The following is a 20,788-nucleotide window of genomic DNA, read 5'->3' as shown; positions in this document are numbered from 1 at the left end:
CCCTCCGTGACGGTGCCGCCCGCGTGACGGTGCCGCCCGGGTACCCCCGCGTCCGCCGACGTAAGCCGATCAGAGCATTGAAGTAACCCAATCAGAATCAAACGCTCCTGATCGGGATCAATCGGGTATGGCCATTACTGAACGTATGAGCGCACAATCGACGACACGGACGGGGTGGCAACGGCGGTGGACATGAGAGAGCGGTCGCGCTCACGGCGCGTCGGAGCGGCGGCACTGCTGGCCGCCGCGCTGACGGCTTCCCTCGCGGCGGGCTGCACGAGGGGGCACGCCCCGGCCGACGACGGGCGGGGCCGGCAGACGGCGCCGGGCATGGGCGGGGGCACGGGCCGGAGCGTGGGCGACACGGGTCCGGTCCTCGCCGTGAAGATCGACAACGTGGGCGCGGCCCGCCCGCAGCGAGGGCTGGACGCGGCGGACGTCGTGTACGCGGAGCAGGTCGAGGGCGGGCTGAGCCGGCTGATGGCGGTGTACGCCTCCCGGCTGCCCGAGGCCGTCGGGCCGGTGCGCAGCGCCCGCGAGTCCGACCTGGAGCTGCTGGGTCAGTTCGACCGGCCGGTCCTGGCCTTCTCCGGGGCGCAGCACAAACTGCTGCCGCTGATCGACAAGGCCTCGCTGCGACCGGAGACCCCGGAGGGGACGTCCGGCGCGTACTACCGGGGCACCGACCGGCCCGCCCCGCACAACCTCTATCTGCACCCGGACCGGCTGCTGCCCTCCGCGCCGGGCCCGGCCGCGCTGACCACCGGCTTCCACTACGGCGCGGCGCCCGCCGGCGGCCGGGCCGAGGCCACCCGCACCGTGCGCTACCCCGCCGCCCGCTTCACCTTCACCTGGTCCCCCGGCCGGCACCGCTATCTGGTCGCGATGGACGGCACGCCCGCCGTGACGGCCGACGGCGAGCCGGTGGCCCCGGCGACGGTCGTCGTGCAGCACGTGACGGTGCGCGATTCGGCGTACCACGACGTGCTCGGCAACAACACGCCGTTCACCGAGACGGTGGGAGCCGGGAAGGCGGAGGTGCTGCGGGACGGGCGCGCCTTCGACGCCACCTGGACGCGCCCCACCGTGCACGACGGCACGGACTTCACCGGCCCGGACGGCGCGCCGGTGAACTTCGCGAACGGCCAGGTGTGGGTGGTGTTCACGGAGTCCGACGGCTGATCAGGGCTGTGCGGCGAGGGGCTCCGCGGGATGGCGCAGCCCCTCCGCCGCGTCCGAGACCCGGCGGATCAGGTCCAGGAAGAGGGTCCGTTCCTCGACGGAGAGCGGGGCCAGGAAGACCTGGTTCATCCGGGCCGTGCGCACGCTCAGCCTGCGGTGGGTGCGCAGTCCCTCGTCGGTGAGGCGCAGCAGGAACCGGCGGCCGTCCTGCGGGTCGCGCACCTTGTCGAGGAGGTCGCGCCGGGAGAGCCGGCTGATCACCTCGGCGATGGTCGAACGGTCGAGCCCCACCCGCTCCCCCACGGTGCGCTGGTCGAGGCCCGGCTCGGCGACGAGCGCGTTCAGGACGGCGAACTGCGGCGAGGTGATCTCCTCCGAGACCATCGTGTTCCACAGCAGGTAGTGCGCCTGCTGCAGCCGCCGGGCCAGGTGCCCGGGGTGGGTGGTGAGGTCCACCGCGGCCATGTGCGCTCCTCGTCGGTGCATTTTTTCGTTGGTGCACTGAACGATACCCCTCGCCCGGCGACCTGTCTGCAGCCACATCGGTCATCATTCCAGCTCTTGACGCTTCGGCAGCGTGATGGCAGCGTGAGGAGCGGCTCGCCAAATACTCAGTGCCCTGATTAATTCGCGATCATCCAGCCGCGGACGGGACGCCAGGAAGAAATGGGGCTTCACGGATGGACAAGGTGGTCGCCACGGCCCTGGAGGCGGTGGCCGATGTGCCGGACGGCGCGTCCCTCGCGGTCGGCGGCTTCGGGCTGAGCGGGGTCCCGGACGTCCTGATCCAGGCTCTGTACGAGCGTGGGGTCGGCGGGCTGTCGGTGGTCTCCAACAACTGCGGGGCGCTGGAGTCCGGCCTCGCCGTCCTGCTGGCGGCCGGCCGGATCGCCCGGGTGACGGGCTCCTACATCGGCGCCAACAAGGAGTTCGCCCGCCAGTACCTGGCCGGGGAACTGGAGGTGGAGCTGATCCCGCAGGGCACGCTGGCCGAGCGGCTGCGGGCCGGCGGGGCCGGGATCCCCGCCTTCTACACCCCGGCCGGAGTGGGCACCCAGGTCGCCGAGGGCGGACTGCCCTGGCGCTACGACGGCTCGGGCGGTGTGGCGCTCGCCTCGCCGCCGAAGGAGGTCCGCGCGTTCGACGGCACCGAGTACGTGCTGGAGCGCGGCATCCGCACCGACTTCGCCCTGGTACGCGCGGCCAAGGGCGACCGGCACGGCAACCTCGTCTTCCACAGGTCCGCCCGGAACTTCAACCCGCTGGCGGCGATGGCCGGCCGGGTGACGATCGCCGAGGTGGAGGAACTCGTCGAGCCCGGCGCGATCGACCCGGACGCGGTGCACCTGCCCGGTGTCTTCGTGCGGCGGGTCGTGGCGCTCACGCCCGCGCAGGCGGCGGACAAGCGGATCGAGCGGCGGACGGTGAGCTCCTGATGGCCTGGACACGCGAGGAGATGGCCGCCCGCGCGGCGCGCGAACTGAGCGACGGTCAGTACGTCAATCTCGGCATCGGGCTGCCGACGCTGATCCCCAATCACCTGCCCGAGGGCGTCCATGTGGTCCTGGAGTCGGAGAACGGGATCCTGGGCACGGGCCCCTACCCCGCCGAGGACCGGGTCGACCCGGATCTGATCAACGCGGGCAAGGAGACCGTCACGGTCCTGCCGGGCGCCTCCTTCTTCGACTCGGCGCTGTCCTTCGCGATGATCCGGGGCGGGCACATCGACGTGGCCGTCCTCGGCGCGATGCAGGTGTCGGCGCGGGGCGACCTGGCCAACTGGGCCGTCCCCGGGAAGCTGATCACCGGCATCGGCGGGGCGATGGACCTGGTGCACGGCGCCGGCACGGTCATCGTGGTGATGACCCACACCGCCAAGGACGGCAGCCCGAAGATCCTCGACGAGTGCACGCTTCCGCTCACCGGCAAGGCATGTGTGAACCGAGTCGTCACGGACCTGGGCGTGCTCGACGTGACACACGACGGCCTGATGTTGATCGAGACCGCGCCCGATGTGACCGTCGACGAGGTCATCGTCAGGACGGGCACCCGGCTGGTCGTCACGAAGGACCTGCTGTGAACGCGGTGCACAGCGTGGACGCCGTGCCACGCCAGGACCCCCAGGACCTCCAGGAGCCCCTCATGCCTCTCACCCAGCAGGACGTCGACCAGGAGATGGCGGCACGGCGCGCCGAGTACCGGAAGCGGGTCGCCGACGGCGCCCCCGTCGAGCACCACCCGCGCCGCGACTACGCCCCGTACCGCTCCTCCGCGCTGCGCCACCCCGAGCGGCCGCCGGTCACCATCGAGGTGCGCGCGGACCCGGAGCTGGTGGAGCTGCACTCCCCCGCGTTCGGCGAGCGGGACCTGACCGAGACCGACAACGACCTCACCCGGCAGCACACCGGCGAGCCGATCGGTGAGCGCGTCACCGTCTCCGGCCGCCTGCTCGACCGGGAAGGCCGCCCGGTCCGGGGCCAGCTGATCGAGATCTGGCAGGCGAACGCGGCCGGCCGCTACGCCCACCAGCGCGAGCAGCACGACGCGCCACTGGACCCGAACTTCACCGGCATGGGGCGCACGCTCACGGACGCCGACGGCGGCTACCGCTTCACCACCGTCCGGCCGGGCCCCTACCCGTGGCGCAACCACGTCAACGCCTGGCGCCCGGCGCACATCCACTTCTCCCTCTTCGGCACGGCGTTCACCCAGCGGCTGGTGACGCAGATGTACTTCCCGAACGACCCGCTGTTCCCGTACGACCCGATCCTCCAGTCGGTCACGGACGACGCGGCCCGGCAGCGGCTGGTCGCGACGTACGACCACAGCCTGTCGGTGCCGGAGTTCTCGCTCGGCTACCACTGGGACATCGTGCTGGACGGCCCCGCCGCCACCTGGCCCCAGGAAGGACGCTGACCTGTCATGACGACGACCGACCCGAGCGGGCCCGAGAGCGTCCTGCCGACCCCGTCGCACACGGTCGGCCCGTTCTACGGGTACGCGCTGCCGTTCCCGGGCGGCGGTGACATCGCCCCGCTCGGCCATCCGGACACGATCACCGTCCACGGACACGTCCACGACGGCGAGGGCGCCCCGCTGCCGGACGCGCTGCTGGAACTGTGGGGGCCCGATCCGGACGGCAGGGTGGCGACGGCCGACGGCTCGATCCGCCGCGACCCCGCGACCGGCGGCCATCTGGGCCGCAACGGCGTGGAGTTCACCGGCTGGGGCCGCGTCCAGACGGATGCCGCCGGCCACTGGCACGCGCGCACGCTGCGGCCCGGCGCACGCGGGCGGAGCGCCCCCTACCTCAGCGTCTGCGTCTTCGCGCGCGGCCTGCTCGTCCACCTCTTCACCCGGATCTACCTGCCCGGCGACCCGGCGGCGCTCACCGCCGACCCGCTGCTCGCCCGGCTCGACGAGGCGCGGCGCGACACGCTGATCGCCGTCGACGAGGGCCGGGGAACGTACCGTTTCGACATCCGCCTTCAGGGCGAGGGCGAGACGGTCTTCCTGGAGTTCCAGTGACACCCGAAGAGTCCGGCACCGGGCTGCTCGGCCCCGGGTGGGCCGGTTCTCCCGCCGCGTCCGCGACGGACGACACCGCCTACCTGCGGGCGCTGCTGGACGCGGAGGCCGCGCTGACCCGCGCCCAGGCCGCGCTGGGGCTCGCCCCGGCGCGGGCGGCGACGGCGGTGACCGAGGCGGCCGACGCCACCCGCTTCGACGTGCGTTCCCTCGCCGAGCGGGCCCTGGGCGGCGGCAACCCGGTCATCCCGCTGGTGGCCGATCTGACCGGGGCGGTGGGCGCGGAGTACGGTCCGTACGTCCACCGGGGTGCCACCAGCCAGGACATCCTGGACACGGCCGCGATGCTGGTCTCCGTACGCACCCTCGACCTCGTCCTCGCCGACCTCGCCCGCACCGAGCGTGCCCTGGCCCGAACGGCCGCCGCGCACCGCGACACCCCGATGCCGGGGCGCACGCTCACCCAGCACGCCGTGCCGACCACCTTCGGCCTGAAGGCGGCGGGCTGGCGCTCGCTGGTCCTCGACGCGCGCGACCGCGTCACCCGGGTACGGGTCTCGCTCCCCGCCCAACTAGGCGGCGCGGCCGGCACGCTGGCGGCCTTCGAGGCGTACGGCGCCGAGGACACGCGTGCGCTGACCGAGGCGTTCGCCCGCGAAGTCGGGCTCGCCGCACCACAGTTGCCCTGGCACACCCTGCGCACTCCGATCGCCGACCTCGCCGGCTGCCTGGCCTTCACCGCCGGAGCGTTCGGCAAGCTCGCCGCGGATGTGCTCACCCTCTCCCGCACCGAGATCGCGGAGGTCGGCGAGGGCAGCGGCGGCGGCTCGTCGGCGATGCCGCACAAGGCGAATCCCGTACGGTCCACGCTCGTCGCGGCCGCCGCCCGGCGCGCCCCGCAGCTCGCCGCCACGCTGTACGGGTCGATGGTGGCGGAGGACGAGCGGCCGGCCGGAGCCTGGCACGCCGAGTGGGAACCGCTGCGCGATCTGCTCCGGCTGGTCGGCGGCGCGGCACGCGACGCGGCCGAGCTGACCGAGGGGCTGCGGGTGGACGGGGACGCGATGCGTCACCACCTCGATCTCACCGGGGGGTTGATCGTCTCGGAGCGGCTGTCCGCCGCGCTGACCCCGGTCCTCGGCCGCGCCCGCGCGAAGGAACTGCTCACCGAACTCGCCCGCCGTACCCGCACCGAGGGCCGCACGCTCGCCGAACTCCTCGCCGAGCAGCCCGAGTTGACGGACAACACCCGCGCCCTCGGCATCGACCCCGACCTCGGGCTCGACCTCGACGAGCTCACCGATCCCGCCCGCTGCACCGGCTCCGCCGGAACGCTCACCGACCGTGCTCTGGAGCGACGTTGATGACCGGAAAACTCCTCAACCACCGCACCGAGGGGCCCGCTTCGGCTCCCCCGCTGCTCCTCGGACCGTCGCTCGGCACCTCGTACGCCCTGTGGGACGACGTCGCGCCGGAGCTGTCGGCGACCCACCGGGTGGTCCGCTGGGACCTGCCGGGGCACGGTGGTTCCCCGGCGGACCTGATCGGGCCGGGTGCCACGGTCGGCGATCTGGCGGAGCTGGTCCTCGCGCTCGCCGACTCCCTCGGCATCGAGCGGTTCGGCTACGCCGGGGTGTCGCTCGGCGGGGCGGTGGGTCTGCATCTGGCCGTGCACCACCCCGAGCGGCTGGAGTCGCTGGCCGTCGTCTGCTCCTCCGCCCACTTCAACGGCGCCCGGCCGTGGCGGGAACGGGCCGAGCGGGTCCGCCGTGAAGGGCTGGAGTGGCTTGTCGAGAGCGCCGACGCCCGCTGGTTCACGCCCGGCTTCACGGTGCCCCGGCTCGTCCGCGCGCACCGGGAGGCCGACCCGGCGGCCTACGCCGCCTGCTGCGACGCGCTGGCCGCCTTCGATGTGCGCGAGCGGCTGGCGGACATCTCCGTACCGACCCTGCTGATCGCCGGCCGGGAGGATCCCGCGACGCCGCCGGCCCATCTGCGGGAGATCGCGGAGGCGGTGCCGGGGTCGACGCTGGTGGAGCTGCCCGGGGCCTCGCACCTGGCGCCCGCGCAGTGTCCCGGGGCCGTGGTCGCCGCCCTGCGCGCCCACCTGGACGGCGTTCCGGGGCGCGGCATGGTGGTACGCCGGGAGGTGCTCGGCGACGCGCACGTCGACCGGGCCCAGGCCCGGCAGACCCCCTTCACCGCCCGCTTCCAGGACTTCATCTCCCGGTACGCGTGGGGCGAGGTCTGGACGGACCCGACGCTGTCGCGCCGCGAGCGCAGCATGATCACCCTGACGGCGCTGGTCGCGCACGGCCACTACGAGGAGCTGGCGCTGCACGTGCGGGCGGCCCGGCGCAACGGGCTCACGCCGGAGGAGATCGGCGCGGTGCTGCTGCAGACGGCCGTGTACTGCGGGGTCCCCGCCGCGAACTCGGCGTTCGCGACGGCCCAGCGCGCGCTCGCGGAGGAGGACGCCGAGGAGGAGACCGGGGAGGAGACCGGCCGAGGGTGACCCTGCCGGTCGTAGCCTCAGCGGCACCACGCACCGCGACCGGACCGTGCCTAGGCTGGCGATATGTCCACTGTTCTGATCACCGGCGCCACCTCCGGGCTCGGCCGGTACGTCGCCTTCGAGCTGGTCCGCTCCGGCCATGTCGTCCTCGCCCACGGACGCGACCCGGAGCGCACCGAGCGGCTCGTCGGTGAACTGCGCGCCGAGGGTGAGGCCGAGGGGTTCGTCGCGGACCTGGCCTCGCTGCGTCAGGTACGGGAGCTGGGGGCCCGGGTCGCCGAGGCGCGTCCCGGGCTCGATGTGCTGATCAACAACGCGGGGGTGGGCGGTGGCGCGCTGGACTCCGGCCGGCAGCTGAGTGCCGACGGGCACGAGCTGTGTCTCGCGGTGAACCACCTCGCCCCGGTCGTGCTGACCCGGGCCCTGCTGCCGGTGCTGCGCGCGAACGCGCCGGCCCAGATCGTCAACGTCGGCTCGGCCGCCCAGGAGCCGCTCGACTTCGCCGACCCCGAGCTCACGCGCGGCTACAGCGGGCTGTCGGCGTACGCCCGCAGCAAGTTCGCCCTCGCCGCGCACACCTTCTCGCTGGCCGAGGAGCTGGCGGGCAGCGGCGTGTCGGTCAATGTGCTGCACCCGGCGACCCACATGGACACGGCGATGGTGCGCGAGGCGGGGATCACCCCGCGGCGCACGGTCGCGGAGGGGGCGCCCGGCGTACTGGCGCTGGCCACGCGGGACCTGGGCTCGGGCGGCTACTTCGACGGCACGCGTCCGGCGCGGGCGCACGAGAAGGCGTACGACCCGGAGGTGCGCAAGCGGCTGGCGGCGGTCACCGCGCAGCTGCTGGCGCTCTGAGGCTGCCCGGCCCGCGAGCGCGTACCGCGCGGCCCCTCGGCCCACGCTCCGGACCCGGTCACCCGGTCAGACCAGGCCGCGGCCCGTGTCCAGGACCTCCCTCGCCTGGGCCACCAGCCCGTCGGCGCCGCACGACCGGGCCAGCGCCAGGCCCCGGTTGAGCTCGGCGACCGAGCGGGCGGCGATGCCGTACTCGACGCGGGCGGCCGCGTGTTCGTACTGGCAGGGCGAGGCCTCCAGGTAGGCGACGGCCTGCGCGGCCAGCCGGACCGCACGCTGGCCCGTTTCCAGGGCCGCCGCACAGCGCAGGGCCTCGCCGATGGCGGTGTCCGTGCCGAACCGCTCGGCCTGGCGGCGGGCGTCGGTGACGAGCTGGGCGGCGCGGCCCGGGTCCCGTTTGGCCAGGCCCCGTGCGAGGTCGACCGTCCAGGGAACCATCACCGGGTTGTGGTGACCGCGGACGGCCGCGGCCTTGGCCGCCGCCTCCAGTTCGTCGATGCCCTCGTCGACGCGGCCGACGGCGAGCAGCAGCCGGCCGCGCACGGAGCGGGGATCCGGCAGCACGATGGTGGACGGGTACGGCGGGGCGAATCCGCCCTGTTCGGCGATCGCCCACGCCTCGTCGACCTGACCGCGGGCGAGCAGCGTGTCGACGAGGTTGCAGGCGGCGGTCCAGTACAGGGGCAGGCCGCGGCCGACGCGCTCGGCGAGGCCGAGCGCCTCCCGCAGGGACGCCTCCGCCTCCCTGAGCCGGCCCCGCCTGCGGTGCCCGAAGCCGACGTAGGCGTGGGCCAGGGCGAGGTGGCCGCCGCTCCAGCGGGCGGTCTCGTAGGTGCGCAGGGCTTCGTTGTACAGGGCCTCGGCCCGGTCGAGCCGGTCGGCGTAGGCGTACGCGTTGGCCAGCATGAGCAGGAGTTCGATGCCCCACTCGGTGTCGGTCCAGCCGAGGCCCGGTGCCAGCCGTCCGTTGACGAGCGCGCGGTCGCAGTGCCCGACGACCTCCTCGGCGCTCTCGCCGTGCGTCAGGGCGTCGAAGCCGCGCAGAATCAGCAGGGCGCGCTCGGCGTTGTCCCGGCCGGCGCACATCCCGGCGAGTTCGGCGAGCCGCTCCGAGCGCCCCGGTGAGGTCGCCTCGCCCGCGTAGATGCCCTCCCACATGAACTGCACGGCCTGCAGCCGCATCCGTGCGGGTCCGGGCTCGTGGCGTGCGGCCTCGGCGCCGACGGTGCGGACGGCCTCCTCCAGCTGGTCGTTGTGGAGCAGGGCCTGGGACAGGCGGACGACGGCGTCGACGCGTTCGCCGCTGTCGAGGCCGGGCATGGCGAGCGCGCTCTGCAGGTGGTGGATGGTCGTCGCGGGCGCGGTCAGCAGGGTGGCGCAGCCCAGTTCGTAGAGCACCCGCGCGTGGATCTCGGGCACGGGCGGCTCGACCAGGGCGCGTTCCAGACAGCGGCGGGCCGCGTCGGGAGCGCCGACGGCGAGGTGTTCGCGGGCGGCCTCGCGCAGCTGCTCGACGAGTTCCTCGTCGTCGTCCGGATGCACCTCCAGGAGGTGGCGGGAGGCCGCGGCGGCGCCGCGCCCGATGTCGGTGACGATCTGGGCGGCGATGCCATGCATGGCGGTGCACGTGGACGGCGGGATGGAGTTGTAGACGGCGGAGGCGATCAGCGGGTGGACGAACTCCAGGTCGCCGTCGTCGTGCCGGGCGCCGGCCGGGTCCGGCTCGGTGAGGATGCGCGCATTGGTCAGCAGTTCGGCGCAGCGCTCCGCGTCGTCCAGGCTCATCATGGCGAGCTGGGCGACCAGGTCCACGGTGATGCCGGTGCCGAGGATGGCGGCCGCCCAGGCGAACCGGGTGGCGTCGATGCCGAGTTCCTGCAGCCGGGCGACGAGTCCGCCGCCCCGGGCGGAGCGGTTGAGCGGCCGCAGTTCGCCGGCCCGTGCCTCGACGGGTTCGATCTCGTTGTCCCGCACCTTGGCGAGGAGTTCGACGGTCTCGTACGGGTTGCCGCCGGTGACGGCCCAGACCTCGCGGCAGAACGGGGCGTCGGCGTACCGGCCGAGGGCGGCTCGGGTGAGTCCGGCGACGGCCTCCGGGGTGAGGGCGACCAGGTTGGCGACGGGGTCGCCCGCGGTGGCGGCGACCGCTTCGAGGTGGCGGGCGCTGTCGCCGGTGACCTCGCCGGGGCGGCGGGCGACCACGACCAGGACGGACAGGTCGTCGAGGCGCTCGGCGAAGGCGGCGAGCCAGCGCAGGGTCTCCTGGTCGGCCCAGTGCGCGTCGTCGATCAGCAGCACCAGCGGCCACTCGCGTTTGGCGAGCCGGCGCACGGCGGCGACCAGTCCGTCGCACACGCCCTGTGGGTCGGCCTGTCCCTCGGTGGGCTCCGCTATGCCGAGCGCGGGGCCCGCGATCTCGTACCAGTCGCCGAGGTACTCGCGCGCCTCCTCGGGCATCAGCGAGACGAGCGCGGGCTGCAACAGCTGCCGTACCACGTTGAAGGGGACGGAGCGCAGGGTCTCGCCGCCGCGGGCGGACCAGACCGTGCAGCCGCGCCGTTCGGCGACCCGCCGTGTCTCGGCCAGCAGCGCGGTCTTGCCGATGCCCGCCTCGCCCCGGAAGACCAGCAGGTTTCCCGAGGACGAACGGTCCGCGCACAGGCCGTCGAGCGCCTGCGCGACGGCGGCGATCTCCGCGTCGCGCTCCCACAGGGAAGCCGAGGCGGCCGCTGGGGGCCGTGCCTCCGTCATCCCATTACCTCCCCAAGTCGCCCGAACGACGTACAGACCACGAGCGTAGCCGTCCGCTTGGCTATGCGGAGGCCCGTCCCGGCACCTGTTGCCGGGACGGGTGAACCCGGGTACGGGCAGGCGACGCGCCACGGCCCGGACCCGCCGGAAACTGAGCCAACGGACCGTCAACAGGCCTGGAAATGAAGCTGACTTTCGAAGATCGCCGAACTGTGGCACGGCCCCCCGCCGTCCGGGCGCTGGCCGCCGGATCGGTGGGCAATTTCATCGAGTGGTACGAGTTCGGCGTCTACGGCTATCTGGCGCCGGTCATCGCCCAGCGCTTCTTCACCCCGGAGGGCGGCGGCGCGGTCGAGGCGCTGGTGAAGACGTACGCCTCCTTCGCGCTGGCGTTCTTCTTCCGGCCGGTCGGCGCGGCCCTGTTCGGCCGGCTGGGTGACCGGATCGGCCGGCGGCCGGTGCTGATCCTGGTCGTCGCGCTGATGACCGGGGCGACCACGCTGATCGGCGTGCTGCCGACGTACGCCGCGGTGGGCGTCCTGGCGCCCTGGCTGCTCACGTTCCTGAGGGTGCTTCAGGGCCTTTCGGCGGGCGGTGAGTTCGGTGGCGCGGTGTCGGTGATGACGGAGTTCGCCCCGCCGGGCCGGCGCGGCCTGTACGGGGCGTGGCAGTCGTTCACCGTGGCGCTGGGGCTGCTGGGCGGGGCCGGGGCGGCCACCGGGGCGGCGACGGTGCTGACCGGCGATCAGCTGGCCGACTGGGGCTGGCGGTTGCCGTTCCTGCTGGCGTTGCCGATGGGGCTGGGGGCGCTGTGGCTGCGGCTGAGGCTGGAGGAGACGCCGTCGTTCCGGGACGGGGAGCGGGCCGTGGGGCGCCTGCCGGGGCGCCGGCTCGCGGGGGCCGTGGCCCTGGGCGTCGGGCGGGTCATGGGCTGGTCGGCGGCCGGGTACACCTTCCTGGTGGTCCTGCCGTCGTATCTGCAGACCACGCTGCACACGGACGTCCGGCGGGCGCTGCTCGCCACGGTCGTGGCCAACCTCGGTTTCGCGGCGACGATCCTCCCGGCGGGGCTGCTGAGCGACCGGGTCGGGCGCCGTCCCGTGATGCTGACCGGGGCGGTCCTGGTGGTGGTGCTGGCGGTGCCGCTCCTCGACGTCCTCCAGGACCCGGGCACTTCGGCCGCCGGCCAGGGGGCGGCCGTGTTCGCGGCCGGCGCGGTCGTGGGGCTGATGGCCGGGCCGGGGCCCGCGCTGCTGGCCGAGATGTTCCCGACGCACGTGCGCTGCACCGGCCTGGGGCTCGCCTACGCGCTGTCGAACGCCGTGTTCTCGGGCTGCGCCGGACTCGTCATCACGGAGGCCGTGCGGCGGACCGGGAACGCGGACGTGCCCGCGTACTACGCGGCGGCCGCCTGCGCGGTGAGCGCGGTGGCACTGGCCAAGGGACCCATGGGAAAGGCGGGTTGACGCGATGCTGGTGATCGGTCTGATGTCCGGGACGTCGTACGACGCCGTCGACGCGGCGGCGGCCGAGCTGCGCCTCGCCGGCGACTGCCTCGTCCTGCGGCCGCTCGGCATGGTGAGCGAGCCCTACCCGGAGGAGCTGCGGGAGGACCTCGCGGGGTCGCTGCCCCCGGCCGCCGTGCCGCTCGCCCGGGTGTGCCGGCTCGACACCCGGATCGGGCAGGCCTTCGCCGCGACGGCCGTCCGCGCGAACCATGAACTCTGCGACGGAGCAGCCGAGTTGGTCGCCTCGCACGGCCAGACGGTCTACCACTGGGCACAGGACGGCCGGGTGCACGGCACGCTCCAGCTGGGCCAGCCCGCCTGGATCGCCGAGGCGACCGGGCTGACCGTGGTCGCCGACTTCCGGCCCCGGGACGTCGCCGCCGGCGGCCAGGGCGCCCCGTTGGTCAGCCTGGTCGACCGGCTGTGGCTGCGGGGCCGGCCGGGCACGCCGGTGGCCCTCAACATCGGCGGGATCGCCAACCTCACCGCGCCGGACGGGACGGCCTTCGACACCGGTCCCGGCTGCGCGCTGATCGACGCGGCCGCCCGGGAGTTCAGCGGCGGGCGGCTGGCCTACGACGCCGACGGGACGCTGGCCGCCCGCGGCCGGGTGCGCGAGCCGCTGCTGGAGCGGCTGCTCGCGGAGCCGTACTACGCGCTGCCCGCGCCGAAGACCACCGGCAAGGAGCTGTTCCACCACGGCTATCTGCGGGCGGCCGGCGTCGACGGCCTGCCCGCCGAGGACGTCCTCGCCACGCTCACCCTGCTGACGGCCCGCACGGTCGCGGACGGCGTGCGGTCCGTGGGCGCCACGGAGGTGCTCGCCTCCGGCGGCGGCACCCGCAACCCCGCGCTGATGGCGCTGCTCCGGGACCGGCTGTCCGGGGTCGCCCTGCGTACCTCCGACGAGTTGGGGCTGCCCGCGGACGCCAAGGAGGCGTACGCGTTCGCCGTGCTCGGCTTCCTCACCGCGCACGGGCTGCCGGGCACCGATCCGGTCGCCACCGGCGCCCGGCGGCCGAGCGTCCTGGGGTCGCTCACCCCGGGGCGGGACGGTCTGCGGCTGCCCGCGCCCGCCCGGCAGGGGCCGGTGCGGCTGGAGTTGGAGCCGCGCTGACCGGGGACGGCGCGACGCCCACGGTGGCGGCGGGATCCCGGCGGGCGGGCGTCGCCGCAACCGGCGGGCGGCCGCCGCCACGAAATTGTTGCCGGGGCCTCTCATCGCACTTTCACCGACGCCTCATACGGTGGGGGCATGACGCAGGTGACTCCTCCCGGGTGGTACCCCGACCCCGGGCAGACGAATGACTCTCCCGCCACCGAGCGCTGGTGGGACGGCGCGGCATGGACGGCCCAGACCCGCCCCGCCGCGCCGGCCGCCGCATGGGGTCCCCCGACACAGCCGGCCGGCGAGGCCTACCCGGCCCATTCCGGCTATCCGGCCCAGGCGGGCTACCCGGGTTATCCGGCGTATCCGGCCCCGCCGCCGGCCGCTCCCCGGCGCGGTCTGCGCATCGGCATAGCGGTCGTGGCGGCGGCCGCGGTGCTCGTGAGCATCGGCGTCGGCGTGTACGCGCTGTCCAAGGGCGATTCCGGCGGCCGCGACCGGGCCGGTTCGCAGCAGCGGCCGGGGCCTGGCGGTTCCGACGGCCGAAGCGGCGGCCAGGACGGATCGGGCGGCGGGTCCGGCGGACCGGGCGATCGGTCCCCTTCGCCCGGCCGGACCGAGGCGCCGAAGGTCGAGGGCGGCGGCACCGTGCCGGACGCGTTCAACGGGATCAGCCTGCCCGTGCCGCAGGGCTGGACCGGCCAGGCGAGCACCGCGGGCGTCCAGGTCAGCTCGGACAAGTCCTACAAGTGCCCCGGCGACACGTCGAAGGTGTGCACCACCGGCGGTGCCTACTCGGCGCCCGCCAAGCTGCTGGGCGCCAAGGGCGGCACGGCCGAGGAGGTCGCCAAGGCGGACATCGCCAAGAGCGCCAAGGACTCGTACGGCGGTGCCACCTACGGCGCGATCACCTCGCACGAGGTGCTCGCCTCCAAGGCGGTGACGGTGGCCGGCCAGAAGGGCTACCTGGTCCGCTGGAAGGCGATCACCAGCAAGGGCGCCGACGGCTACGTCGAGTCGCTCGCCTTCCCCTCCCCGGCCGACCCGCGGAACATCGTCGTCGTCCGCTTCGGCGTCGACGTCGGTCAGCAGGAGTCGGTGATCGACGAGATCACCCGGGGGATCAAGGTGTCGTCCGGCGGCGGCAACGGCCAGAGCGTCTGATCGACCCGGCACGATGATCGGCCGGGTGGGGTGTCTCTCCGCTCCAGAGGCACCCCACCCGGCCGGGTGGTGCGCCGCCCCCGTCCCCACGGTGCGGCGCGGACAGGTCGCCGTCCAGTCATCCCGTGGACGGCGGCCTGAGTCTCAGGTCAGCCCGAGTGCGGGCAGCACGGCGGCCTCCACGAACCGCACGAGATAGTCGGAATCGGCGTACTCGCCGCACAGCATCGGGCGGACGCGCAATACGCCGTACATCATGGCGGGCACGTACTCCAGCGCCGGATGGTCCGCGCGCACCTCGCCCCGCTCGACACCCCGCCGCAGGATGTCCTGGAGCGCGGCGATCTCGGGGTCGACGAGCGTCTCGCGCAGCGCCTCCTGCAGCTCGCGGTCCTGGGTGATCGCGTGACCGAGGGCCTGGAGCAGTCGTGTGTCCTTGCCCGTCCAGTCCCCCGCGGCCCGCCCGGCCTGGCGCAGGTCCTCCGCGAGCGATCCGGTGTCGATGCCGGCGAACCGCACCCGGCGGTTGGCGCGCAGCGCCGCGGCCACGAACTGCGGCTTGCTCTTCCACTGCCGGTAGAGCGTGGACTTGCTGCACCGGGTGCTGCTGGCGACGCCCTCCATGGTGAGGGAGTCGTAGCCGCACTCGCGGATCTGGTCGAGCACGGTGTCGAAGAACTCCCGCTCACGCTCCGGCGTGATCTTGGAGCGGCGCGAGGCGGTGACCGTGTCCGGTCCGTCCGCGGCCTGCGACGTCATGTGCTCTCTCCTCACTCGTGAACGACTCGGGTGCCCTGCCAGGACTCGACCCCGGCTGAAGCGGTTCTCAAGCGCGGTTTCGAAACCTGTCACCAGTGTGTCGCATGTCTAGCGATACGCCAGTGTACCGGTACGCGGGCGTATCGGTACACTGGCGTATCGGTACGGGGACGTATCGATGAGTTCGGGCCGCTGCCCGGGTCTCAGCACGCACCACCACACGCACCACCGTCAGCGAAGGGGCCGGGGGATGAATGCCCGAACCGAGCCTGCAGAGCCCGAGCCAGGGTCCATAGCCCGGCCGCCGCTCGTCCGTGAGCTCCTGCTCGTCGCGGGGCTCTTCCTCGTCTACAAGCTCGGCCGGCAACTGGCCACGGGCCATACCGGCGAAGCCCTCCACAACGCCCACCGCGTATGGGACCTGGAACGGGCCGTGCGGCTTCCGGGCGAGGGCTCCGTGCAGTCGGTGCTGCTGCACGGCGACGGACTGGCCCGACTGGCGAACACCTACTACGCGACCGTCCATTTCCCGGCCACCCTGGCCTTCCTGGTCTGGCTCTGGCTGCGGCGCCCGGCGCACTACGTCTGGGCCCGCCGGGTCCTCGCCGTGGTGACCGCCGCCGCGCTGGTGCTGCCCTTCACGTTCCCGCTCGCCCCGCCGCGCATGCTGGCGTCGACCGGCCTGGTGGACACCGCCCGGGTGTACGGGCCCTCGGTGTACGGTCCGCCGCGCACCGACCACCTCTCCAACCAGTTCGCGGCGATGCCCTCACTGCACTTCGGCTGGGCCCTGATGGTGGCGATCGGCCTCATCGTGGCGACACGGTCCCGCTGGCGCTGGCTGTGGCTGCTGCACCCCGTGATCACGCTGCTGGTGATCGTGGGCACGGCCAACCACTACTGGCTCGACGCGATCATCGCCACGGCCATGCTCGGCGTCGCGCTCGCGCTGATCCACCCGCCGCACCGCACGGCGACCACGGCCGGCCGCGGCACCCGCAGGCTCGTACCCGAGGAGCCGGTCCTGGTCGGAGCGGGCCGATGAGCGCCGCACTGATCGCCGTCGCCCTGTCCCTGGTCTCGGCCGTCGCCTACGCGGCCGCCGCGGTCGCCCAGGAGCGGCTCGCCCGGCGCGACGCGGGCACGGGTCTGCTGCGGCTGCTCGGCACCGGCGCCTGGTGGTCGTCGGTCGGGCTGAATGCGGCCGCCGCGCTGCTGCACGTCGTGTCCCTCAAGTACGGTCCGCTGACCGTGGTGCAGCCGCTCGGCGCGCTCACCCTGGTGGCGGCCGTGCCGATGGGGGCGCGGCTGGCCGGGCGGCGGGTCAGCGCGGTCGAGTGGCGGGGCACCGGCCTGACGCTGCTGGGGCTGGGCGCACTGCTGATCTGCGCCTCGGGTCCGGCGCCCGAGCGGGTGCTGACGCTCACCGAGGCCCTCGCGGTCGCGGGGACGACGGCCGCCCTGATCGGCGTGCTGTCCCGGCCCGGCGCCCGGCCCGGCCTGCGGCACGCCACCGCGTCCGGCTTCGCCTCCGGCGTGGCCTCGGCGCTCACCCAGACCGTGACGGTGGCGGCGACCGACCGCTCCGGTCCGGTCCTCAGCACCGAGGTGGTCGTGGTGGCGCTGCTCGTCGCCGCGTTCGCCGTCGGCGGGCTGCTGCTGTCGCAGACCGCCTATCGCGGCGGCCTCGGCGGTCCGCTGGCGCTGGTGACGCTGACCAACCCGATGGCGGCCGCGGTGATCGGGCTCACACTTCTCGGGCAGGGGCTGCGGGGCGGCGCGGCGGGCGTGCTGCTGGCGCTGGCCGGCGCCGCGGTGGCGTCCTGCGGCGTGGTGCTGCTGACCCGGGCGACGCCCGGTCCGACGCCCGCGGAGCACGACGAGGAACACCCGGTCGTCAAGGTGCTCGCGCTGGAGCCCGGGACCGCCTCGCCCGAACCGGCCATGGTGCCCCGGCAGTCGGAGCCCGGCCACCTCACACCCCTGTAGCGAACGCAAGGAGTGCCCTGCTGAGGCACCGACAAAGGCGGCGGCCGGTGCGTGCGGAACTTCGCACACACCGGCCGCCGTTGCCGTTGTCCCGAGGGACCCGGGTCAGCCCAGGCCGCGCGAGTCCTGCTTGAGCGCGGTGTCGACGGTCAGGGCCGTCGCCACCACGAGGCTCAGCAGCGGCTCGGGGAGCTGGTAGTGGATCTGCAGGACGTAGTTGTCCGCGGTCGTGAACAGCGTCTTGGCGAGGCCTTCCCAGGTCTTGGTGATCCGGGCGACCTCGTTGTCCGCGTGGTCGACGATCGCGAAGTTCCACGCCCGCCAGTTCTCCGCCTTGATCGCGCCGACCTTCTGGCCGTTCGCGTTCATCGCGAAGTTGATCTTCCCGATCATGTTCTGCTGCACGATCTCACCGATCGGCGAGCCGTCCGGACGCTGCACAAGCACGCGGGACTTGATGAACTTCCGCGGCCGGATCAGCAGCAGCTGCGGCTGGCCGTGGGCGTCGCGGATCTCCAGCTTGTGCGTCATGAACTGGTCGAGGCTGGAGACGAACCGCAGGATCTTCTTCAGCACGCCCTGACCGACCTGGACGACCGAGCCGATGTCCCGGCCGTTCTGGTCCATGACCTTGTACTCGTTGGTCAGCTCGATCAGCTTGGCCTTCTGGTTCACCACCAGGACCGGCTCGGTGAACAGGGTGCCGCCGCCGGGACCACCGGCGGCGACGCCCGCCTGCTGCTGCACCTGCTTGTGCACGCGGGCGTCACCGGTGGGCTGCTGCGGAATGGCGGCCCCCTGCGGCGCTGACGGCTGAGCGCCCTGCTGATCAGGGCTCGTGTGGTCGGTCCACTGCACGCCGTCCCAGTAACGGAGCGTCTGGGGTGCGCCGTGCGGATCCGGGTACCAGCCTGCAGGAGTGTTCGATTGCGTGGTCACCGGGGCACACTACCGTGAGCCGACCGGCACCTGACCAGACCCCTCGTGCCGTATTCAGCGCCGTTCATCCGGTCGTTACTCGGACACGATCGCCGGGTCGCTGACGCCGGGGCAGCCATTCTCGACATGTCCGGCGAAACGCCGCACGAACGCCGGGTCGTTGTCCGAGGTGACCGTGAGGTCGTACCAGCGCCGGGTCACCGAGAGGTCGACGCTGTGCCGCACCGTGGCGCCCGGACGGACATGGAACCGCAGCGGCCGGCCGCCGTAGCCGTTGGCCATCTTCAGCTCGACCGCCGAGGAGCCCTTGTTGGTGAAGGTGAGCACGACGTCGCCGCCGGAGTGCCGCGCGGTGACCTCGGGACCGGCCGTCTTGTTCGGGCCCTTGAAGACGCGCAGGAAGCCGTTCGGGCCGTGCACGGTCAGGTCGTACGAGCCCTTCGAGTACGCCGAGTTCCAGGTGTCGGAGACCGTCTTGCCGGCCTCGGTGGTGTAGCTCCAGGGGCCGTCGGTGCGGTTGCCGGAGGTGACGAGGAAGGCGGCGCCGGCCTTCGCGCCGGAGGTGAAGGTGAGCGTGAGCTTGCCGGACGCCGGGTCGACGGAGCCGTCCACGAGCGGGGCGTACTTGAGCGGGCGGGCCGGGCGCAGGCCGCGCTCCTGCTTGGGCAGGACGGGGTTGGCCGGCGGGGTCGGGACGTAGTCCGGGTGACGGTCGGTGTCCGTGGGCCGGTAGCCGTCGGTCTCCGGGAGGTCGACCGGCTTGGTGTCCTTGCGGGAGAAGTCGAAGGCGGCGGTCAGGTCGCCGCAGACCGTGCGCCGCCAGGGCGAGATGTTCGGCTCGTGCACACCGAAGCGGCTCTCCATGAACCGGATGATCGAGGTGTGGTCGAGGGTCTCGGAGCAGACGAAGCCGCCCTTGCTCCACGGCGAGACGACGAGCATCGGCACGCGCTGGCCGAGGCCGTAGGGGCCGGCCACCTTGCCGCCGTCGCCCTTGAAGACGTCGGGGCCGACGTCGACCGTCGACTTGCCCTGGGCCGCGGAGGCCGGCGGGAACGCCGGGACCATGTGGTCGAAGAAGCCGTCGTTCTCGTCGTACGTGATGAACAGGGCCGTCTTCGCCCACACCGCCGGGTCCGAGGTGAGCGCGTCCAGGACCTGGGCGACGTACCAGGCACCGTAGTTGGCGGGCCAGTTGGGGTGCTCGGTGAACGCCTCGGGGGCCACGATCCAGGAGACCTGGGGCAGCTTGCCGCCCAAGACGTCGGCCTTGAGCTGGTCGAAGAAGCCCTCGCCCTTGCGGGCGTCGGTGCCGGTGCGGGCCTTGTCGTACAGCGGGTCGCCGGGCTGGGCGTTCTGGTACTGCTTGAAGTAGAGGAGCGAGTTGTCGCCGTAGTTGCCGCGGTAGGCGTCCTGGATCCAGCCCCAGGAGCCGTTCGCGTCGAGGCCGTCGCCTATGTCCTGGTAGATCTTCCAGGAGATCCCGGCCTTCTCCAGCCGCTCCGGGTAGGTCGTCCAGGCGTAGCCGGCCTCGTCGTTGCCGAGGACCGGGCCGCCGCCCTGGCCGTCGTTGCCGGTGTAACCCGTCCACATGTAGTAGCGGTTCGGGTCGGTCGAGCCGATGAACGAGCAGTGGTAGGCGTCGCAGATCGTGAAGGAGTCGGCGAGCGCGTAGTGGAACGGGATGTCCTCACGGTTCAGGTACGCCATCGTCGTGGCGCCCTTGGACGGCACCCACTTGTCGTACTTGCCGCCGTTGAAGGCCGCGTGGCCGTCGTTCCAGCCGTGCGGGAGGTCCTGGAGGAAGGCCATGCCGAGGTCGTCGGCGTCGGGGTGGAAGGGCAGGAGGTCCTTCGTGCCGTCCGACTGGTACCAGACCGGCTTGCCGTCCTGGCGGGTCACCGCGGCGCGCGGGTCACCGAAGCCGCGGACGCCTCTGAGCGAGCCGAAGTAGTGGTCGAACGAACGGTTTTCCTGCATCAGGACGACGATGTGCTCGACGTCCTCGATCGATCCCGTGCGGTGATTCGCGGGCAGCGCGGCCGCGCGCTGGATGCTGCTGGAGAGTGCGGTGAACGCCGTGGTGGCGCCCGCGATCTGGAGGAACCGACGCCGGTTGACTTCGGACATGAGTGAGGAACCTCTCATCCTGATGTGCGGGATGGCCGTAGCGATGACGGATTGTGCGCGTTGCGAGTGTTCCAAGAGCAGCAAACGTCAGGGAAGGGTCTGATGGCGCCAATGTGACGACCACCGGTACGCGCGGCCAAGTCCTCACCAAGCAAGCGCTTCGCGACACCATAGGGTTGGAAATCGGCACATGGCCGAAAATGGGCCCGCGCCGCGTCCGCCTCGCCGTCCGCACCGCCCACGCCCGAGGTGCCGCGGTGTCCGGCCCCGCACAGGCGAACTCCGCAACCTTTGGGCCGGGTTGCCCCCCGCTGACCGCCCCTGAGCCGCCCGGGAGGGCGCGCTACCGCTGTCGAGGTG

At 73.2% G+C, this 20,788-nt stretch carries 18 protein-coding genes; 13 read left to right on the top strand and 5 right to left on the bottom strand.

Going from position 1 to position 20,788, the window contains the following annotated elements; all coding sequences use genetic code 11:
* Positions 1 to 192 precede the first annotated feature (192 nt).
* Complete coding sequence (locus tag IPZ69_RS03315) at positions 193 to 1,182, top strand: DUF3048 domain-containing protein (RefSeq protein WP_235452116.1); 990 nt, start codon at positions 193 to 195, stop codon at positions 1,180 to 1,182.
* On the opposite strand, the gene IPZ69_RS03310 is transcribed toward IPZ69_RS03315, so the two are convergent.
* Entirely contained in the window at positions 1,183 to 1,647 is a 465-nt protein-coding gene (locus IPZ69_RS03310) for a MarR family winged helix-turn-helix transcriptional regulator (RefSeq protein WP_235452115.1), read from the bottom strand. It abuts the gene before it with no gap.
* 215 nt (positions 1,648 to 1,862) lie between these two features.
* On the opposite strand from IPZ69_RS03310, the gene IPZ69_RS03305 reads away from it, so the two are divergent.
* The 7 genes from IPZ69_RS03305 to IPZ69_RS03275 all read left to right on the top strand — a co-directional run bounded on the left by IPZ69_RS03305 (position 1,863) and on the right by IPZ69_RS03275 (position 8,080).
* Complete coding sequence (locus IPZ69_RS03305) at positions 1,863 to 2,618, top strand: CoA transferase subunit A (protein ID WP_235452114.1); 756 nt, start codon at positions 1,863 to 1,865, stop codon at positions 2,616 to 2,618.
* Positions 2,618 to 3,262, top strand: a complete 645-nt coding sequence (locus IPZ69_RS03300; RefSeq protein ID WP_235452113.1) for a CoA transferase subunit B — start codon at positions 2,618 to 2,620, stop codon at positions 3,260 to 3,262. Before IPZ69_RS03305 ends, IPZ69_RS03300 begins: the two co-directional genes overlap by 1 nt.
* Positions 3,263 to 3,324: 62 nt before the next feature.
* The gene (pcaH, locus tag IPZ69_RS03295; RefSeq protein ID WP_235452177.1) at positions 3,325 to 4,098 is read left to right on the top strand and encodes a protocatechuate 3,4-dioxygenase subunit beta; all 774 of its coding nucleotides are present in this window, start codon (positions 3,325 to 3,327) and stop codon (positions 4,096 to 4,098) included.
* A 6-nt stretch (positions 4,099 to 4,104) separates the two neighbouring features.
* Positions 4,105 to 4,710, top strand: a complete 606-nt coding sequence (gene pcaG / locus IPZ69_RS03290; RefSeq protein WP_235452112.1) for a protocatechuate 3,4-dioxygenase subunit alpha — start codon at positions 4,105 to 4,107, stop codon at positions 4,708 to 4,710.
* On the top strand, positions 4,707 to 6,074 hold the full coding sequence (pcaB, locus tag IPZ69_RS03285; protein WP_235452111.1) for a 3-carboxy-cis,cis-muconate cycloisomerase: 1,368 nt from the start codon (positions 4,707 to 4,709) through the stop codon (positions 6,072 to 6,074). The genes pcaG and pcaB overlap by 4 nt, the downstream gene beginning before the upstream one ends.
* Positions 6,074 to 7,225, top strand: coding sequence for a bifunctional 3-oxoadipate enol-lactonase/4-carboxymuconolactone decarboxylase PcaDC (gene pcaDC / locus IPZ69_RS03280; protein ID WP_235452110.1), 1,152 nt, complete (start codon positions 6,074 to 6,076; stop codon positions 7,223 to 7,225). The genes pcaB and pcaDC overlap by 1 nt, the downstream gene beginning before the upstream one ends.
* A gap of 63 nt (positions 7,226 to 7,288) precedes the next feature.
* Positions 7,289 to 8,080, top strand: a complete 792-nt coding sequence (locus tag IPZ69_RS03275) for an SDR family NAD(P)-dependent oxidoreductase (protein ID WP_235452109.1) — start codon at positions 7,289 to 7,291, stop codon at positions 8,078 to 8,080.
* A gap of 66 nt (positions 8,081 to 8,146) precedes the next feature.
* On the opposite strand, the gene IPZ69_RS03270 is transcribed toward IPZ69_RS03275, so the two are convergent.
* A complete protein-coding gene (locus tag IPZ69_RS03270; RefSeq protein ID WP_235452108.1) occupies positions 8,147 to 10,831 on the bottom strand; it encodes an ATP-binding protein in 2,685 nt (894 codons plus the stop codon).
* 182 nt (positions 10,832 to 11,013) lie between these two features.
* Between IPZ69_RS03270 and IPZ69_RS03265 the strand changes: the two genes are divergently transcribed.
* From IPZ69_RS03265 to IPZ69_RS03255, 3 genes are all read left to right on the top strand, one after another.
* Entirely contained in the window at positions 11,014 to 12,297 is a 1,284-nt protein-coding gene (locus tag IPZ69_RS03265; protein ID WP_235452107.1) for an MFS transporter, read from the top strand.
* A gap of 4 nt (positions 12,298 to 12,301) precedes the next feature.
* A complete protein-coding gene (locus IPZ69_RS03260) occupies positions 12,302 to 13,456 on the top strand; it encodes an anhydro-N-acetylmuramic acid kinase (RefSeq protein WP_235452106.1) in 1,155 nt (384 codons plus the stop codon).
* 138 nt (positions 13,457 to 13,594) lie between these two features.
* Positions 13,595 to 14,611 carry a DUF2510 domain-containing protein gene (locus tag IPZ69_RS03255; RefSeq protein WP_235452105.1) on the top strand — a complete coding sequence of 339 codons (1,017 nt, stop codon included), beginning with the start codon at positions 13,595 to 13,597 and terminating at the stop codon, positions 14,609 to 14,611.
* 144 nt (positions 14,612 to 14,755) lie between these two features.
* Here IPZ69_RS03255 and IPZ69_RS03250 read toward each other — a convergent pair whose 3' ends face one another.
* Positions 14,756 to 15,370 carry a TetR/AcrR family transcriptional regulator gene (locus tag IPZ69_RS03250; RefSeq protein ID WP_235452104.1) on the bottom strand — a complete coding sequence of 205 codons (615 nt, stop codon included), beginning with the start codon at positions 15,368 to 15,370 and terminating at the stop codon, positions 14,756 to 14,758.
* Between the two features lie 250 nt (positions 15,371 to 15,620).
* Between IPZ69_RS03250 and IPZ69_RS03245 the strand changes: the two genes are divergently transcribed.
* Both IPZ69_RS03245 and IPZ69_RS03240 read left to right on the top strand, forming a co-directional pair.
* Positions 15,621 to 16,415 carry a phosphatase PAP2 family protein gene (locus tag IPZ69_RS03245; RefSeq protein WP_235452103.1) on the top strand — a complete coding sequence of 265 codons (795 nt, stop codon included), beginning with the start codon at positions 15,621 to 15,623 and terminating at the stop codon, positions 16,413 to 16,415.
* On the top strand, positions 16,412 to 17,359 hold the full coding sequence (locus tag IPZ69_RS03240) for a hypothetical protein (RefSeq protein WP_235452102.1): 948 nt from the start codon (positions 16,412 to 16,414) through the stop codon (positions 17,357 to 17,359). Before IPZ69_RS03245 ends, IPZ69_RS03240 begins: the two co-directional genes overlap by 4 nt.
* A gap of 105 nt (positions 17,360 to 17,464) precedes the next feature.
* On the opposite strand, the gene IPZ69_RS03235 is transcribed toward IPZ69_RS03240, so the two are convergent.
* Both IPZ69_RS03235 and IPZ69_RS03230 read right to left on the bottom strand, forming a co-directional pair.
* Positions 17,465 to 18,298, bottom strand: coding sequence for a phospholipid scramblase-related protein (locus tag IPZ69_RS03235; protein ID WP_235452101.1), 834 nt, complete (start codon positions 18,296 to 18,298; stop codon positions 17,465 to 17,467).
* Between the two features lie 75 nt (positions 18,299 to 18,373).
* Positions 18,374 to 20,428, bottom strand: a complete 2,055-nt coding sequence (locus tag IPZ69_RS03230) for a phosphocholine-specific phospholipase C (protein WP_235452100.1) — start codon at positions 20,426 to 20,428, stop codon at positions 18,374 to 18,376.
* Positions 20,429 to 20,788 lie beyond the last annotated feature (360 nt).

It is taken from the genome of Streptomyces olivochromogenes, from assembly GCF_021538895.1.
In the GTDB taxonomy this organism is placed as follows: domain Bacteria; phylum Actinomycetota; class Actinomycetes; order Streptomycetales; family Streptomycetaceae; genus Streptomyces; species Streptomyces olivochromogenes_A.
This window is presented reverse-complemented; position numbering and strand designations above follow the sequence as displayed.

Coding starts and splice junctions, on each gene's coding strand:
- IPZ69_RS03310 (WP_235452115.1), bottom strand. CDS start 1,647: ATGGCCGCGGTGGACCTCACCACCCACCCCGGGCACCTGGCCCGGCGG.
- pcaDC (WP_235452110.1), top strand. CDS start 6,074: ATGACCGGAAAACTCCTCAACCACCGCACCGAGGGGCCCGCTTCGGCT.
- IPZ69_RS03315 (WP_235452116.1), top strand. CDS start 193: ATGAGAGAGCGGTCGCGCTCACGGCGCGTCGGAGCGGCGGCACTGCTG.
- IPZ69_RS03260 (WP_235452106.1), top strand. CDS start 12,302: ATGCTGGTGATCGGTCTGATGTCCGGGACGTCGTACGACGCCGTCGAC.
- IPZ69_RS03245 (WP_235452103.1), top strand. CDS start 15,621: ATGAATGCCCGAACCGAGCCTGCAGAGCCCGAGCCAGGGTCCATAGCC.
- IPZ69_RS03230 (WP_235452100.1), bottom strand. CDS start 20,428: ATGTCCGAAGTCAACCGGCGTCGGTTCCTCCAGATCGCGGGCGCCACC.
- IPZ69_RS03275 (WP_235452109.1), top strand. CDS start 7,289: ATGTCCACTGTTCTGATCACCGGCGCCACCTCCGGGCTCGGCCGGTAC.
- IPZ69_RS03300 (WP_235452113.1), top strand. CDS start 2,618: ATGGCCTGGACACGCGAGGAGATGGCCGCCCGCGCGGCGCGCGAACTG.
- IPZ69_RS03305 (WP_235452114.1), top strand. CDS start 1,863: ATGGACAAGGTGGTCGCCACGGCCCTGGAGGCGGTGGCCGATGTGCCG.
- IPZ69_RS03265 (WP_235452107.1), top strand. CDS start 11,014: ATGAAGCTGACTTTCGAAGATCGCCGAACTGTGGCACGGCCCCCCGCC.
- IPZ69_RS03250 (WP_235452104.1), bottom strand. CDS start 15,370: ATGACGTCGCAGGCCGCGGACGGACCGGACACGGTCACCGCCTCGCGC.
- pcaH (WP_235452177.1), top strand. CDS start 3,325: ATGCCTCTCACCCAGCAGGACGTCGACCAGGAGATGGCGGCACGGCGC.
- IPZ69_RS03270 (WP_235452108.1), bottom strand. CDS start 10,831: ATGACGGAGGCACGGCCCCCAGCGGCCGCCTCGGCTTCCCTGTGGGAG.
- IPZ69_RS03240 (WP_235452102.1), top strand. CDS start 16,412: ATGAGCGCCGCACTGATCGCCGTCGCCCTGTCCCTGGTCTCGGCCGTC.
- pcaG (WP_235452112.1), top strand. CDS start 4,105: ATGACGACGACCGACCCGAGCGGGCCCGAGAGCGTCCTGCCGACCCCG.
- IPZ69_RS03255 (WP_235452105.1), top strand. CDS start 13,595: ATGACGCAGGTGACTCCTCCCGGGTGGTACCCCGACCCCGGGCAGACG.